The sequence below is a fragment of the Modestobacter italicus genome (genome assembly GCF_000306785.1).
GTDB classification, from domain to species: Bacteria; Actinomycetota; Actinomycetes; order Mycobacteriales; family Geodermatophilaceae; genus Modestobacter; species Modestobacter italicus.
This window is the reverse complement of sequence record NC_017955.1, coordinates 2,974,265-2,990,135: the sequence shown is the minus strand read 5'-3', so window position 1 is coordinate 2,990,135 and position 15,871 is coordinate 2,974,265. Positions and strand designations below refer to the sequence as shown.

Annotated in this window: 13 protein-coding genes; 1 reads left to right on the top strand and 12 read right to left on the bottom strand. The window is 72.9% G+C overall.

Features of this window, described 5'->3' with window-relative positions; translation table 11 throughout:
- Positions 1–763: 763 nt before the first annotated feature.
- A complete protein-coding gene (locus tag MODMU_RS14375; protein WP_014741017.1) occupies positions 764–2,356 on the bottom strand; it encodes an MFS transporter in 1,593 nt (530 codons plus the stop codon).
- 50 nt (positions 2,357–2,406) lie between these two features.
- Complete coding sequence (locus tag MODMU_RS14370) at positions 2,407–2,889, bottom strand: MarR family winged helix-turn-helix transcriptional regulator (RefSeq protein WP_014741016.1); 483 nt, start codon at positions 2,887–2,889, stop codon at positions 2,407–2,409.
- Positions 2,890–3,104: 215 nt separating this feature from the next.
- Here MODMU_RS14370 and MODMU_RS14365 point away from each other — a divergent pair, with 215 nt between their 5' ends.
- Positions 3,105–4,733 (top strand): methyl-accepting chemotaxis protein, encoded by a 1,629-nt coding sequence (locus MODMU_RS14365; protein ID WP_014741015.1) that lies wholly within the window; start codon positions 3,105–3,107, stop codon positions 4,731–4,733.
- 104 nt (positions 4,734–4,837) lie between these two features.
- On the opposite strand, the gene MODMU_RS14360 is transcribed toward MODMU_RS14365, so the two are convergent.
- The 10 genes from MODMU_RS14360 to MODMU_RS14315 all read right to left on the bottom strand — a co-directional run bounded on the left by MODMU_RS14360 (position 4,838) and on the right by MODMU_RS14315 (position 15,826).
- A complete protein-coding gene (locus MODMU_RS14360; protein ID WP_014741014.1) occupies positions 4,838–6,568 on the bottom strand; it encodes a CocE/NonD family hydrolase in 1,731 nt (576 codons plus the stop codon).
- Complete coding sequence (locus MODMU_RS14355) at positions 6,565–7,500, bottom strand: MBL fold metallo-hydrolase (protein WP_014741013.1); 936 nt, start codon at positions 7,498–7,500, stop codon at positions 6,565–6,567. The genes MODMU_RS14360 and MODMU_RS14355 overlap by 4 nt, the downstream gene beginning before the upstream one ends.
- The gene (locus tag MODMU_RS14350) at positions 7,497–8,432 is read right to left on the bottom strand and encodes an alpha/beta hydrolase (RefSeq protein ID WP_014741012.1); all 936 of its coding nucleotides are present in this window, start codon (positions 8,430–8,432) and stop codon (positions 7,497–7,499) included. Before MODMU_RS14350 ends, MODMU_RS14355 begins: the two co-directional genes overlap by 4 nt.
- Complete coding sequence (locus MODMU_RS14345) at positions 8,429–9,556, bottom strand: FAD-dependent oxidoreductase (protein ID WP_014741011.1); 1,128 nt, start codon at positions 9,554–9,556, stop codon at positions 8,429–8,431. The genes MODMU_RS14350 and MODMU_RS14345 overlap by 4 nt, the downstream gene beginning before the upstream one ends.
- A 17-nt stretch (positions 9,557–9,573) precedes the next feature.
- Positions 9,574–10,539, bottom strand: coding sequence for a phosphotriesterase family protein (locus tag MODMU_RS14340; protein WP_014741010.1), 966 nt, complete (start codon positions 10,537–10,539; stop codon positions 9,574–9,576).
- Between the two features lie 38 nt (positions 10,540–10,577).
- Positions 10,578–11,534 carry a phosphotriesterase family protein gene (locus MODMU_RS14335; protein WP_014741009.1) on the bottom strand — a complete coding sequence of 319 codons (957 nt, stop codon included), beginning with the start codon at positions 11,532–11,534 and terminating at the stop codon, positions 10,578–10,580.
- Between the two features lie 59 nt (positions 11,535–11,593).
- The gene (locus MODMU_RS14330) at positions 11,594–12,748 is read right to left on the bottom strand and encodes an NAD(P)/FAD-dependent oxidoreductase (protein WP_014741008.1); all 1,155 of its coding nucleotides are present in this window, start codon (positions 12,746–12,748) and stop codon (positions 11,594–11,596) included.
- Positions 12,745–12,936, bottom strand: coding sequence for a ferredoxin (locus tag MODMU_RS14325; protein WP_014741007.1), 192 nt, complete (start codon positions 12,934–12,936; stop codon positions 12,745–12,747). The genes MODMU_RS14330 and MODMU_RS14325 overlap by 4 nt, the downstream gene beginning before the upstream one ends.
- Complete coding sequence (locus MODMU_RS14320; RefSeq protein ID WP_041795285.1) at positions 12,933–14,102, bottom strand: cytochrome P450; 1,170 nt, start codon at positions 14,100–14,102, stop codon at positions 12,933–12,935. Before MODMU_RS14320 ends, MODMU_RS14325 begins: the two co-directional genes overlap by 4 nt.
- 80 nt (positions 14,103–14,182) lie before the next feature.
- Positions 14,183–15,826 (bottom strand): MFS transporter, encoded by a 1,644-nt coding sequence (locus tag MODMU_RS14315; protein ID WP_014741005.1) that lies wholly within the window; start codon positions 15,824–15,826, stop codon positions 14,183–14,185.
- Positions 15,827–15,871 lie beyond the last annotated feature (45 nt).

Sequence of the window (15,871 nt, the reverse complement as noted above, 5' to 3'; positions counted from 1 at the left end):
GGGACGGCTCCTGGGTCGGAACCACGTCCAAGATGGCTGTGATGGCGAAGACGGTGACGCCCCGAAGACCGATGGTCTGGAAGGCCTCGAACACGCAGCACCCCGCTTCACTCGGCCCTCCCGACGCTATGGGTTGGCCCGTAGGTCGGCAACAGCGCCCGGGTCGTCCCGCGCCACACCGCCGGCCGGGGCGGGCTCGCCGCCGGGCTCGACCTGCCGCGGGCGGTCGACGTCCGCTGTCTCGGCTCGGCCCGAAGGTGTACTCCATCCGCGTCGAGGACGAGGACTGGGCCCCCGCCGTCGCCGAGCGGTGTCTCCTGAAGCAGTGCGCCGCAGCACTGCTCAGGTGAGCCTCCCTGGTCGTTCCTGGCCCGCTCGGCCGCCGTCGGCGGCGCCTGTGGCTACGCGTGGAGGGTCGTTCGCCTCTCGCGCAGGGGGCCGCTGCGCGGTGCAGCCCGCCGGCGTCGAGCCGCGTGGGGCCGGTGCGGTCGGAGGAGGTGGAGGGGTACCGCTCGAGCGGTACCTCTTCCACCAGCGAACCCAGCCGTGGGCCGGCTGGGCCGGCGGGTGCTCCGATCTCGTCTCGTGGAAGGTCACCTGTCCGCGGCCGAGTCGATCGTCTCCAGCACCATCCCGCTCCCGAGAGCCTGGACCGCCTGCGTCAGGGTGATGACCGCTCCGGTGATCACAACGGTGAGGGACGAGGTCGACGACTGATCCGTGAGAGGTCGGGTGGCCGTGCGGCGGCCACCCGACCATCAGCTCAGTGGGCGACCGGCACGTCGACGACGGTGGTGCCGCGTCGCACCAGCCCCCAGGTGAGCGCGGCGCCCAGTAGGCACAGCGCACCGGTGACGAGCGCGGCGGTGTGCGCCCCGGAGAGGAACGCCTCGGCCGCGCCCTGCTCGACCGCCCGCTGCACCGCCGCCGGCACCCCGGCCACGATCGGGGCCACGCCCTGCGCGGTCGCGCCATCGGCGCCGGCCAGCGTGTCGGCCAGGTCGCCGGGCACGCCGGCGGTCAGGTACTCCTGGTGCAGCGTGGAGCCGATCCGGGAGCCGAGCACCGAGATCAGCACCGCGGTGCCCAGCGCCCCGCCCACCTGCAGGGCGGTGGCCTGCAGACCTCCGGCGACGCCGCCGTCCCGGATCGGGGCGTTGCCCACGATCGCCTCGGACGAGGCGGCCATGACCATGCCGACGCCCAGGCCCAGCGCCACGAACGCCGGCCACATCGACAGGTGGCCGGAGTCCGGGGACAGCGCCAGCAGTCCGAAGGAGGCGCCGGCCTGCAGCAGCATCCCGACCGTCATCGCCAGCCGGGGGCCGAACCGACCGTTGAGCGCGGCGCCCAGCGGACTGGCCACCATCGAGGTGAGGCTCAGCGGCAGGGTGAGCACGCCCGCCTCGACCGGGGAGTACCCGCGGACGTTCTGCAGGTAGAGCATCACGTAGAAGATCGAGCCGAGCAGGACGAAGAAGTTGATCGCGGTGACCGCGGTGCCCACCGACAGCGAGGCGTTGCGGAACAGCCGCATCGGCAGCAGTGGGTGGGCGACGCGGGTCTCCAGCAGCGCGAACAGGCCCAGCAGGACGACGCCCAGGGTGAGCAACCCCAGTGTCCGCAGGGAGCCCCAGCCCCACGACTCGCTCTGCACGACGGGGTAGACGATGGCCACCATCGCGGCGGCCAGCAGCAGCACGCCGACGACGTCGAAGCGGTGGTGCCCGGTGCTGTCCTTGCTCTGCGGGAGCACCAGCAGCCCGACGACCAGCCCGACCGCGCCGACCGGGGCGTTGATCAGGAAGACCGCCTCCCAGTTCACGTGCTCGACCAACAGGCCGCCGACGATGGGGCCGGCCGCGGTGGCCACGGAGTTGACCGCGGCCCAGATTCCCACGGCCATGCCGAACTTCTTCGGCGGGAAGACTGCGCGGAGCAGTCCGAGGGTGTTGGGCATCATCAGCGCGCCGAACAGGCCCTGCAGCGCCCGGAACGCGATGACCGCCTCGATGCCGCCGGCCAGCCCGATGGCCACCGAGGTGAGGGTGAAACCGACCAGGCCGACCAGGAAGAAGGTGCGCCGGCCGAACCGGTCACCGAGCTTCCCGCCCAGGATGAGCGCCACGGCCAGGGCCAGCAGGTAGGAGTTGGTCACCCACTGCAGCTCGGCGAGGGAGGCGTCCAGGTCCCGCCCGATGTAGGGGTTGGCGATGGCGACGACGCTGGCGTCGAGTCCGACCATGAACAGGCCGAAGGCGACCGCGACCAGGGTGAGCCAGGGGTTGTCCCGCCGGCTTTGGGCCGCGGGTGCGGCGTGGGTGCGGGGGGAAGGGGTGATGATCGTGTCGGGCACAGCTGTCCTCGTGCAGGGAGTGGCCCGGCCGGACGTCCCCGGCCGGGTGTTCAGGAGATGGCCCGACGCAGGGCGACGAGCCCGGGCACGGCCCGGGTGACGGCGGCGGCGGACTCCTCGTCGAGCGTGGCCAAGGCCGCCGACAAGTACCTGCCGACCTGCGCGTTGGCCCCGTCGACCCGGGTGCGGGCCTCGGCCGTCAGGTGCAGGTGCACGACCCGCCGGTCCCCGGCGTCCGGTTCGCGGCGGAGCAGGCCGCCGGCGGCCAGCGCGGAGACGATCGCGCTGGCGTTGCTCGAATGCATGCGCAGGGCGTCGGCGACCTGGCGCACCGTCATGCCGTCCTGGGCCCGCACCAGCCGGAGGACGGCGAGATGGGTCTCCGGAGGCCGCGGGTGCGGGTACTCCAGGTCCATGTGCCGGTCCAGCGACCGGCTGAGGGCGGAGAGGACGATACCCAGCCGCACCATGTCGTCGTCCTCGGGGGCGTCCACCGGGACGGTGCCGTCCGCAGGCGACGAGGGCTGACTCACGGCATCAGAATACATACATAAACATACCTACGTAAGCGTAGCGATCCTGTGCCGTGGCGCACGCAGGAATGGAGACGGTCCCCACGCCGCCGCTGAGCTGCACATTCTGGTCTGAGGAAAGCGCTGCGCGGCCACGCGGTTCACCTCGAGTCCCGGGTCGACCGGCCGATCACGGGGACAGCGGGCGCGCCGCGCCTCGGGTCGAGGGGACGGACATGGACGTCGCACAGGACGAGGTGCCGCCGGCGCACAGCGTACGAAGCCGGTTCCGCGGGATCGGGCTGCGCGGGCGCCTGCTGGCCGCCTTCGGGGTGGTCGCGCTGCTGACCGTCGGTGTGGGCGCGCTGGGGGTCACCCGGATGGCCACGCTGAGCAGCCAGGCCGACGCCGTCTACTCGGAGGGGGCGGTGCCGCTGCGCCAGCTGCTCACCCTGCAGTCGACGTGGTGGGAGTTCCAGTCCTACACGACCCGGATCAGCCTCACGAACGTGACGCCCGACGTGATCGCCGACGCCGCCCAGCGGGCTGGGGCCGCCCGGACGGTCGTGGAGGACCTGACCGACCAGCTGGGGTCGGCGCCGTTGCAAGGCGGCGCGCGGTCGGCGTTCCAGGCGTTCCGCGAGTCGGCGGGCACCTACCTCGCGGCGAGCGACCAGCTGCAGCAGGGGCTGGCCGTCGGCGACCAGTCCGTCCTGGCCACGGTGGTGCCCGTCCTGCAGCGCACCGAGCTGGAGGTGGCCGACGCGCTCAGGGCGGCGACCGACGCCCAGGCCCGAGTTGCGGCGCAGACGGCCGGGGCTGCCACCGACGCGTACACCTCCGCGCGGACGGTCACCGTCGTCGCGGTCCTGGCGGCGCTGCTGGCGTCGGTCGGGCTGGCGGTGCTGATGGCCCGCACGCTCATCCGCCCGGTCGTGCGGGTCCGCGCGGTGCTCCAGGAGGTCCGCCGCGGGAACCTGCGGGTCCGGGTCGGGGTGACCGGGGGAGCGGAGATCGGCGAGGTCGCCGCGGCACTCGACGAGACCCTGGACTCCCTCGCCGCCGTGCTCGGCCTGGTGCACGACTCGGCGGTCCAGTTGGACACCGCCTCGCAGCAGCTCAACCAGGGCGCGGTGGCCATGGCGACCGGCGCCCGGACGGCGGCCGGTCAGGCCGACGTGGTCGTCGCCTCGGCCGGGGTCGTCGCCGCGAGCGTGGACACCGTCGCGACCGGCTCGCAGCAGATGGAGGCGGCGATCCGGGAGATCAGCCAGAACGCCAGCGAGGCCTCCCGGGTGGCCGGTCAGGCGGTGAGCGTGGCGGAGAACACCACCCGCACCGTCGGCAAGCTGGGGGACTCCTCGCAGGAGATCGCGACCGTGGTCAAGCTGATCAACGGCATCGCCGAGCAGACCAACCTGCTCGCGCTCAACGCCACCATCGAGGCCGCCCGCGCCGGCGAGGCCGGCAAGGGCTTCGCCGTGGTGGCCAGCGAGGTCAAGGAGCTGGCGCAGGAGACCGCGCGGGCCACCGAGGACATCTCCCAGCGGGTCGAGGCCATCCAGGCCGACACCGCCGGCGCGGTCGCCGCCATCGGCGAGATCAGCAACGTCATCGGCCGGATCAACGACTACCAGGCCACCATCGCCGCCGCGGTGGAGGAGCAGACCGCGACGACCAACGAGATGAACCGCAACGTGGCGGAGGCGGCGGGCAGCTCACGCAGCATCGTCGAGGCGATCTCCGGGCTGGCCGCCGGCACCCAGCAGACCAACGAGCGCGTCGCGGACGCCCAGGGGTCGGCAGCACAGCTGGCGCGGATGAGCGAGCAGCTCCAGCGGGCGGTCCAGCGCTTCACCGTGTGAGCGCCGGGGCTGGGGCCCGGACGCTCGACCGGTGCTCGCGCATGGACGGCGCCGCCGGCGGGCAGGTCCTGACTGCCACGCACGGCCGGCGCGCGGGGCCAGGGCTACTCCGCGGCCGCCCGGGACGTGAAGGGCAGCACGAGGCGGGACGGGTGCGCGGCGTCCCGGTAGACCTTGTGCGTCACGGGTCGGCCCACCGGCAGGTGGAAGGCGTCGGGGGGCAGCAGCGCGTTGTGGTCGTCGGCGAGCGGCTCGTCGTTGGACAGCTCGACCTCCAGTTTGTGGCCGGGCAGGAACGTGGTGGTCATCGGGTGAAGCCGCACGACGTACTCCTCGATCCGCCCGGGCTCGACCGGCACCGCCCGGGTGTGCGGGTGCACCGGGCTGCCCTCGGTGGAGCGCTCTTCGTCGAGCTCGCGGTGCGAGGCCTTGAGGTAGCCGGTGGTCACCAGCTGGCGCTTGCCGCCCGGCGCGGAGTCCCACAGCCGGAGGATCAGGTTGGTGTCCGGCTGGTCGATCTCGACGAACAGGTGTGCCGCACCGGTCCCCATCAGCTCCGTCGGCTCCTCGAACGCACCGGTGCTCCAGCTGATCACCTGCACCTGGTCGGTCACCGTGAGCGGCGCCTGGTAGAAGCCGTCCGGCGCGGCGGCCGCCGGGCCCATCAGCTCGGGCTTCGGTGAGAGCACCCGCCGGGGGCGCAGGTACAGCGGCCGGTACTCCACGTCCCGGGGCGGCCAGGTGTCGCCGGTGACCACCTCGCGGGTGCCCTCGACGAAGACGCTCACCGCGGGCTCATCCATGATCCCGTTGTCGATGTCCTTGAGCCAGTACTCGTACCAGCGGAACATCTCGTCGTGCTCCTCGACCCAGGGGCGCGACTGCATGGGCGGGTAGGCGCCGATGACCAGCTTCTTGGGGCTCTGGAGGGTCTCGAACAGCTCGATGTGGCCGTCGACGGTCCAGCCGCGGCCCTGGTCGATCTGCAGGTACACCGGGATGTCGATGTCCTGCGCGAGGTTGATCGGGTTCCGCTCCTCGTACCACTCGCCGTCGAGCTCGTTGAGCACGATGTCGAACCAGGCCTCGTGGTGTTGGGGATAGTTCAGCACGTGCACCAGGTTCGGCCAGGCGGCGACGTCGGGGTCGGCCAGCCGCTCGGCGACCCGCTTCGCGACCTCCTCGGCGGAGTGCGTCTCCAGCATCCGGGAGGTGATCCGGTCGGTGAACGCCCAGCCGGAGTCACCGCCGCGCCCCTCGCGGGCGGCGCGCGGCATGAACCACATGATCCCGCCGTGGTAGGTGGTCTCGTAGAAGTCGAAGTGCCCACCGGAGACGAAGATCGCCTTGAGGTGCGGCGGGCGCTCGGCAGCGGCGAGCACCTGCATCGACCCGAAGTAGGAGATGCCGATCATGCCGACGTTGCCGTCGCACCAGGGCTGCGCGGCGACCCACTCGATCAGGTCGTAGGCGTCCTGGCCCAGGGACACCCCGCCGGCGTTGTAGTTGCCGATGTGCTCGCCTTCGGACGCCCCGGAGCCGCGGAGGTCGCCGATGACGTGCGCGTAGCCCTCACCCACGACGCGGGCGATGTCGCCGGCCTCGATGCAGCCGTCCCACATCGGGCTGGGTCGGCGCTGCGGCGGCATGGTCAGCGCGAGCGCCTGCAGCTCCTTGCCGTAGGGGCTGAGCGCGACCAACGCCGGCCGCGGGGTGTTCCCGGGGGCGGAGTAGACGTCCGCGGCGAGCGCCACGCCGTCGCGCATCGGGACCCGGAGGTCCTTGCGGACGGCGATCGGCCGCCCGCCGGCGTCGATCTGGTGGACGTCGCTCATGGTCGTGCAGCTCCTCGTGGCCGTGCAGCGTGGTACCCGTGCAGCGTGGTGAAGAAGGGGGAGGGCTCGAGGGTGGGGTCGCCGGTGTAGCCGAGCTCCTCGGCGACGCGGGCGTAGGGGGAGTACGGGGAGGCCGAGTCCTCGGGCTGGTGCCGGGTGGCGGCCGCAGCCACCCGGGCCTCGATGTCCAGGCTGGCCTGCAGCGCCTCCTGTGCCTGCTGACGGTCCAGCTGCACGCCGTAGGGCACGCCGGCGGCGGTGCGGTAGGGATGCCCCAGGTACAGGTGCTGCGGCCGGACGACGTCGCGCAGGTGTTGCAGGCTGGCCCGGTAGGCGCGCGGGTCGGTGTAGCCGGGGAACCCGTTGGCCGCGCCGTGCACCTGCACCGCGTCGCCGACGAAGACGTCGTCCTGACCGTCGACGACGTAGGCGACCGATCCGGGGGTGTGCCCGGGGACGGCGTGCACCGAGACGGTCACGTCCCCGCCCAGCGACAGCGTCTCCCCGCCGGTGACCAGCACCGTGGGCTCCAGCTCCCCGGAGATGACCGCCTCGCCCGCGGCGGCCACTCCCGCCTCGCCCGCGGGGTCGGGCAGGTAGCGTCCCCGTCCGGCCCGGTACTCCTCGACGTGCGCGCGGCGCGAGCGCAGCATCGGTGCGTCGGCCGCCGAGATGACCACCTGGGCGCGCCGGCCGGTGAGCTCCCACAGCGCGTGCGTGCCGCCGACGTGGTCGATGTGCCCGTGGGTGAGCAGGATCCAGCGGACGTCGGAGATCCGGCGTCCCAGCGCCGCCAGCGCCGGTGCCATGCCCTCGGCGGGGGAGGAGGCGATGCCGGTGTCGACGATGGCCGGCTCGGGGGAGTCGATGAAGAAGCTGTAGAGGCCGAACCGCCCCCAGGGGGAGACCAGCGGGTGGATGTCCACCGTCATCGCGCGGGCTCCCCGGTGGCCTCGTGCGCAGCCAGGAACTCCGCCGTCTCGGTGAACACCCGGGCGAAGTCCGGCAGCCAGGAGAAGTGCTGGACGAAGCCGTGCCCGGCGCCGGGGTACCGGCTGACCTGCACGTCCACCCCGGCCTCGGCCAGCCGTGCCGCGTACAGCTCGCCCTCGTCCCGTAGCGGGTCGTGCTCGGCGGTGACGACCAGCGCGGGCGGGAGCCCGGTGAGGTCGGCGCGCTTGATCGGGGAGACCAGCGGGTCGGCCGGGTCGGCGCCGCTGTCCAGGTAGAACGCGTTGAACGGCGCGAGCCCCGCAGTCTCCAGCCCGTAGCCCTCGGCGTTCTCCCGCAACGAGGGGTAGCGGTCGACGTCGAAGTCCAGGTCCAGCGACGGGTAGTACAGCACCTGGGCGGTGACCCGGTCGAAGCCCTCGTCGTGCGCCATCGCGGTGACGGCGGCGACGAAGTTCGCACCGGAGCTGTCGCCGGCCAGCGCCAGGGTGCCGCCGTCCCAGTCCAGCTCGGCGCCGTGCGCCACGGCCCAGCGGACCACGCCGTAGCAGTCCTGCAGGCCCGCCGGGAATGCCGACTCCGGCGCCCGCCGGTAGCCAGCGGCGATCACCTTCAGCCCGGTCGCCTGCGCCAGGGACCGGGCGACGTGGTCGTGGGTCTCCAGGCTGCCCAGGAAGAACGCGCCGCCGTGCAGGTACACCAGCAGGCCGTAGGTGTCGGCCGCCACCGGCGTGTAGACCCGCACGGGGACGCCGTCCGCGGTGGTGTCCTCGACCGCGTGCAAGGGCAGCCGCTCGGCGACCGGCGGGACCTGTGCCTCCTCACCGGCCCGCAGCGCCGCCGGGTCCAGCGGGCCGGAGGGAGGCGCGGGCAGGGTCGCCAGCACCCTGGCGACCTCGGGGTGCAGGGTCACCGGCCGGCCTGCCCGGCGGCTTGCTGGGAGACGGGCTTCTGGCCGGGGAAGACGTCGTCGAGCTCGCCCTCGGTCCAGCCGTTGCGGGAGATGCGCTGCAGCTCGTCGGTGACCGGCTTGCGCTCGGCCTGGTAAGCGGCCAGCGCTGCCGGGACCGAGTCGCCGTCGCGCAGGGCGTCCACCAGGGCACCGGCGTCCATGATCGCGGAGTTCGCGCCCTGGCCCTGGTGGTGCAGCATCGCATGCGCGGCATCGCCGAGCAGCACCACCGAGCCGGTGTGCCAGCGCTCGACCGGGTCGATGTCGTAGACGCCCCGGACGTTGACCGAGGCCACGTCCAGGTCCTCGGCGATCCGCACGATCCGCTCGTCGAAGCCCTGCACCGTCGCGACCAGCTCGTCCTTGGTGACCTTGGGTGACCAGTCGGGGTCGGCGTTGAGCGCGGTGATGTCGTAGGACAGCCCGTTGCGGTGCCGCAGCGGCAGCAGGTAGACCTTCGACCCGCGGCCGACGTACATCCGCAGGTTGTCGTCGATGACCATGCCGTGGGCGTCGTCGGCGGAGATCACCACCCGGTAGGCGCGCTCGCCGGAGAACACCGGCTGCTGCTCGCCGAACAGCTGCGCGCGCACCACGGAGCGGATGCCGTCCGCGCCGATGACCAGGTCGGCCTCGACGGTCTCGCCGTTGGTGAAGGTCAGCACCGAGCGCTCGCCCCGGTCGACCACGCTGTCCAGCTTGTGCCCCACCCGCACCATGCCCTCGGGGAGCACGCTGAGCAGGGCGTCGATAAAGTCCCCGCGGTGGATCAGGTGGGTGTGCGTCGTCACCGCGTAGTCGTCCATGCCCGGCCAGGAGTCCTTGGCGATCGGGTGCCCGTCAGCGGTGAGGATCTCGAAGTAGTCACTCGCCGAGCTGACCGCGTCGATCGCGTCGAAGACGCCCCACTGGCGGAACCGGTCCATGGTGGAGGGGCGCAGGCCGATGCCGGCGCCGACCTCCTTGATCTGGCCGGCCTGCTCGTACACGGCGACGTCGGCGCCGAGCAGGCTCAGCCCCTTGGCGACCGCGGCGCCGCCGTAGCCCGCTCCGACGACGGCGATCGTCAGGTCCTTGATGTCCATGGTCGTCCTTCTCTCGCTCAGTGCTGGAGGGTCAGGAAGTCGGCGGGGTTGGTGACGAAGATCCGGGAGATCGTGGCCTCGTCGACGCCCTCGGCCCGCAGGTCGGGGATGAGCTGCTCGAAGATGTAGTTGACGGTGTGGCCCTTGACGCCGGGCCAGCCCAGCGGGCTGCAGTTGGCGTCGGCGGAGGCGAGCACCTGGTCGAGGTAACCACCCCGGACCAGGCCCAGGAAGTGCTCGAGGCGCTCGGCGCGGTGCCGGCCCCAGAACGGCGGGTCGGGCAGCTCCAGGTCGTAGCCGAACGTGTCGAAACCGATCCGCCCGCCGCCGTCGAGGATCGCCGTCTGGTTCACCTTGCCCTGGCTGACGCCGTCATCGGCGTGCCCGAACAGCACCCGGTCCAGCGGCAGGCCCTCCTCGGCGAAGACCGCGAGGGCGGGCTCCACGTCCACCGCCAGGTGGGTGAAGATCGGCACCCCCGACAGCAGCGCGGCGCGGGCCGCGGCGCGGTAGATGCGCAGGTCCAGCTCCTTCATCTTGAAGCCCCGGCTGACGCCGACCTTGATGATCCCGGCCCTGCTCCCGGTGTCGCCGATGCCGACGGTGATCTCGTGCAGGAACTGCCGCATGAGGTAGTCGACGCTGGCGTCGGCGAAGAAGCGCAGCGCGGTGTCACCGCCCACGAAACCGGTGGCCGCGACGATGTGCACCCCGGTCTTGGCCGACAGCGACTTGTAGTAGTCGACGTCGCGGCCGTTGCAGATGCCGGTGGCGTCGACGAAGGTGGCGCCGCCGTAGGCCGCGCTGTGCTCGGCGAAGGCCCGCAGCTTCGGGACGGTTTCGGCGTAGCGCTGCTCGGGGCTCTTCCACCACTGGGTGTCCAGCTCCGAGCCGGGCATGCCGTAGCCGATGTGCTCGTGGACGGCGACGAGGCCGAGCTCCTCGGGCGCGATCGGGCCCAGGACTGTGTTGACGCGGGACATGGTGTTTCCTCTCCTGGTTCCTGGCTCGGCGTCTCGGTTCAGCGCACCGCGAGCAGGTCGCGGGGGTTGCCGACCAGGAAGCGTTGGACGTCCTCGTCGTGGACCCCGTGCGACCTCAGGAGCGGGACGAAGGACGTGAGCACGTGGCCGAAGGGAAGGTCGTAGCCCGGCTGGCCGAACGCCTGGCCGATGGCGTTGGACGAGAGCAGGACCCGGTCGGCCGCGCCGGCCTCGACCAGCTGGGTCACCAGGGCGACGCGGTCGGCGTCCCGGACGACGTCGGCGTCGTCGTCGAGCCCGACGTGGTCGATAGCGACGTAGGCGCCCCGCTCGGCCACGGCCGCGGGCCAGCCGGCGGCGACGGCCTCGGCCCGGTCGAGGCCGCCGACGACCACGCGGTCGGCGGGCAGGCCCTCGTCGAGGACGAGCTGCAGGTCGGCCAGCGCGTCCGCGCCGTGGCGCAGCGAGACCGGGAGGCCGGTGGCCAGCGCGGCGCGGGCGGCACCGCGGACGAGGCTCTGGTCGGTGGGGGTGGCGCCCGCCCGGGTGGCGGTGGTGGCCACGATGCCAGCGCTGCCGCGGCGCTCCACCCGCGGGACGACCATGCCCTCGGTGACCTCGCGGGCGAACAGGTCGGCGAACCGCTCCGCCGGCCAGGGGGTCGGCGGGTTGGTCTGCGGGGTGAGGAAGTAGCCGCCCAGGTCCTCCTCCGGACCCATGCCGGTCGAGGCGACGACGTGCACGCCGGTCGACCGGGACAGCGCCTGGTACAGCCGGACGTCGCGGCCGTGGAACATGCCCGTGCTGTCCACGACCGTGCCGCCGCCGGCCGCCCGGAAGGCGGTCAGCTTGCCGGCGAGGGTCTCGAAGACCTCGGCGCGGTCGATGGTGATGTCGTAGGCGTGCTCGGCCCCGGGGACCACGGAGAGCAGGGACTCGTGGACGGCGACGACGCCGAGGTCGGCTGCGGGGACGGGACCCAGGACGGTGTTCACTCGGCCCTGCTGCAGGGTCCCGCGGCGAGCTTGCGAGTGGTGGGGGGCAGTGGGGTCCTTCAGCACAACAGGGCTCCTTGAGCAGGCCGGAGGAGGCGCTTGAGCTTCGCCGGGGGAGTGCGGTGGTTGACCGCGATGACGGTGCGCGGGGTGCCGGCGTCCGGCCAGGCCAGCAGCGCCGAGCCGGAGTCGAGCGCCCCGTCGAGCACGGCGGGCCCGCCCTGCGCGTCGGGCTCGCCGACCATTTTGACGTCGAGACCGAATTGCTCGGTCCAGCAGTACCGGGAGGGCCGGTAGGGCGCGGCCGCGTCGCCGTGCAGCAGCGCCTGCACCGCGGTGCGGGCCTGCTCGACGGCGTTGGTCCACTGCGGGGAGCGGGTCAGCTGACCGTCACCCACCGAGGTCACGGTGACGTCACCGGCCGCGACGACGTCGGGCGCGACCCGGCAGCGGTGGTCGACGACCAGCCCGCCGCGCACCGCGACACCCGAGCCGGCCAGCCACTCGACGTTGGGGACGTCCCCGACCGCGGAGACGACCAGGTCGGCCTCCAGCCGGGTGCCGTCGACCAGCTGCACCCCGGTGGGCGTCGGGGCACCCTGCAGCCGGACGCCGCCGTCGGTGACGACGATCCGGACGCCGGCCTGCGTGGCCACCGAGCGCACGTACCCGCCCACGACCGTGCCGAGCAGCCGGTCCAGCGGCAGGGCCAGGTCGACGACGGTGACCTCCTTGCCCAGCGCGCGGGCGGTGGAGGCGACCTCCATGCCGAGGAACCCCCCGCCCACGACCAGGACGGAGGAGGCCGCGGCCAGGGCGTCCCGGAGCCGGGCGCAGTCGCCGTGCGTGCGCAGCACGCGCTCCTGCTGGTCGGGGGTGCCCAGCCGGCGGGCGCGCCCGCCGGTGGCGATGACCAGGCCGTCGTAGTGCACCGGCCCGGAGGGGGTGTGCACGGTCTTCGTGTCCAGGTCCAGCGCCGTCGCCGCCGTGCGCAGCCGCAGGTCGACGTCGTCGGCCAGCGGAGCGAGCACGATGTCGTCGATCGACTCCGTGCCGGCGAGCACGCCCTTGGACAGCGGCACCCGGGTGTAGGGCGGCACGTCCTCCTCGCTGAGCACGGTGATCCGACCGTCGAAGTCCTCCATCCGGAGCACCTCCACCGCGGTCAACGCCGCGATGGACCCGCCGACGACGACCACGTCGCGCCGGCTCACGCCTCCACCCGCAACGCGGCGACCGGGCACACCCGCGCACCCGCCTCGGCCTTCCGCTCGAGCTCGGCGGGCACGGGATCGTGCAGCAGCACCACGAGGGCCTCGTCGTCGAGGTCGTAGACCTCCGGTGCGGTGTCGGCGCACAGGCCGTGGCCCTCGCACCGGACGGTGTCCGCGACGATCCTCATGCCGGCACCACCTCCAGGACGGGGAGCTCCTCGATGCTGCGGGTGGTGTTGCTCGGCACGCGCACCGCCTCGCCGACCACCAGGCGCTGGACGCGGGTCGCCAGGGACGCGATGACCGCGTGCGCCTCGAGGCGCGCCAGGCCCTGGCCGGCGCAACCGTGCGGGCCGTACCCGAAGGACAGGTGGTCGACCGGGTTGCGCTCGACCAGGAAGGCGTCGGGGTTCTCGTAGTGGCGGTGGTCGCGGTTGCCGGCGCCGAAGAGGATCGCGACCTGCGACCCGGCCGGGATGACCGTCCCCTCGATCTCCACGTCCCGGGTGACGTGCCGCCCCCAGGCATGGATGGGCACCCAGAAGCGGAGCACCTCGGCGAAGGCCGCCGGCACGAGCGAGGGGTCCTTGCGCACCAGGTCGAACTGGTCGGGGTTCGCCGCGAAGAGGGCGACGGTGTTGCCGATCGCTGCGATCGTCGTGTCGACCCCGGCGCCGAGGTACTGGTGGATGATGTTGCCCGCCGAGCCCGGCGGGATGTCGCCGCGGGCCTCGGCGTCGAAGATGCCGCGGCCGACCGAGCCCGGCGCGAGCTCCTCGGCCGTGACGCTGGAGCACCAGCCGTACAGCTCACCGGCGATCGGGAAGTTCTCCGCGGTCCGCTGGTTCAGCGGGCCGAGGACCTGCATCGCGGCCTGGCCCCAGCGCAGCATGTTCTCGCGCACCTGGCCGGTGAAACCGATCAGGTCGGCGACGACCTCGAGCGGGAAGGCCCGGGCCAGGGCGTCGATGGCCTCGAAGGAACCCCGCCCCACCAGGTCCCCGACGAGGGCGGCGGCCTTGGCGTCGATCTGCACCTTCAGGCCGCGCAGCGCCCGCGGGGACAGGTTCTCGGTCAGCGTCGCGCGGAGCTGTGCGTGCACCGGCGGGTCCGAGGCCAGCGAGGTGCCCTGCAGGGCCTCGTTGACCATCGGGTTGAAGCCGATCGTCCTCGACGAGAAGGTCTCCGGGTCGCCGAGCGCGCCGCGGATGACGTCGTAGCGGGTCAGCGCGTAGACGTCGTTCGCCGACAGGTGGACCACGGCGCCGAGCTCGCGGAGCTCTGCGTAGGTCGGGTAGGGGTCGAGGAGGACCTCGTCGGCGAACAGATCGACATCGGAAGACGGAACGGACATGAGGCACCTCGAGATCGCGACGTGGGTGTGCGGGGACATCGCCGGGTCGGCCCGCCGTGGCGAGCCGACCCGGCCGGGACTCAGGGCCGCGCGGCGTCCTTCAGCTCGCCGGGGAGCTCCGGGTGGAGCGGGTCGTGCAGCGCCTCGGTCGTGGGCTGCTGCCCGTCGCGGCGAACGCCGGACAGGCCGACCAGCGTCAGGACGGCGGCGGCCAGCGCGGCGACGGCGCAGACGACGAACGCCGTGGAGAAGCCGCTGCCCAGCGCATCAAGGGCGAGCGGGTGTGCCGCTGCGCCCGGGAGGTTCGGCGGCAGGCCGTTGACGGCGAGCGCCCCACCGGCCTGGAAGACGCCGTTGGCCGGGCCGGCCTGATCGGCAGGCAGGTCCGCCGCCGCCAGGGCGGCGCCGAGCTTGTCACCGGCCGTGCTGAGCGCGACCGCGCCGACGATGATCGGCCCCAGCGCGAAGCCCAGGTCGCGCAGCAGGTTGGTGGCCGCGCTGGCCATGCCGGCCAGGTGCAGCGGCACGGTGTTGATCGCCACCGCGGTGAACGAGCTGACCGACAGCGCGAAGCCGACGCCGATGAGCAATGTGGGCGCCACCATCGGGACCAGGCTCATGTCGGTGACGTCGAGCCGGGAGGCGAGCCAGGCGCCGATGGCCATCAACGCGAAGCCGGCGGTGAGCAGCCACCGGGCGCTGACCCGGGACAGCAGCCGGGACACGACGGGGATCAGCACGAAGGCCGGGGCCTGGATGAGCAGCAGCGGGATGCCGACCCGGGCGGGGGACTGGTGCTGCACGGCGCCCAGCCAGATGCTGAAGGAGAAGCAGGAGCCCAGGAAGGCGAACATGCCGACCACGGTGACGATCGAGGCGACCGAGAACGCCCGGTTGCGGAAGAGCTCCAGGTGCAGCAGGGGAGTGGCCGCGCGCTGCTCGGCGACGACGAACGCGGCGAGGAAGACCACCCCCACGACGAGGGCTGTCAGGATGTGCGGCTCGGTCCACCCGTCCTCCGCGCCCTGCACCAGCCCGTAGAGCACGGCGATGAGCCCGATCGCGAAGGTGACCTGACCCGGGAGGTCCAGACCGCGGCCCTCGGGAGCGGTCGACTCCACCGACAGCAGCAGCGTCGCGACGATCGTGACCACGGCCAGGACCGCGACCACCGCGAAGGACCAGCGCCACGACGTCTGCCCGGCCAGCACCCCACCGAGCAGCGGGGAGATCGCGGCACCGGCGGAGAGAAAGCCCGCCCACAGCGCGATGCCGCGGGCCCGGGCCTGCGGGTCGTGGGTCACCGCGGCGATGAGCGCCAGCGAGGCGGGGAACAGGGCGCCGGCGCCGAGGCCGCTCAGCGCGGCACCCACCCAGAGCACCTGGACCGCCGGGGCGCTGGCGGAGACGATCGAGCCGATCACCAGGACCAGACCACCGGCCGCCTGCAGCCGGCGGCGGCCGAAGAGGTCTCCGAGCACGCCGAAGGTCAGCTCGAAGACCACCACCGCGATCATGAACGCCGCGGTGATCCAGGTCAGTTGCGACCCGGTGGTCTGCAGCTCGGTCTGGAACAGGCCGTTGAGCGACGCCGGGATGGCGTTGGCGACCTGTGCGACGAAGACGGCGACGCAGGCGGCCGCCAGGGTGCCGGCCACGCGGGCGGGTCGCGCCGTTGCCGGGGCGCCCGGTGCCTCGGGTCGTGCCGCTGAGCTGGTTGCCATGGCTCTCTCCTTCGAGAGTCGACTGCGCCGGTCGCTCGACCGGGC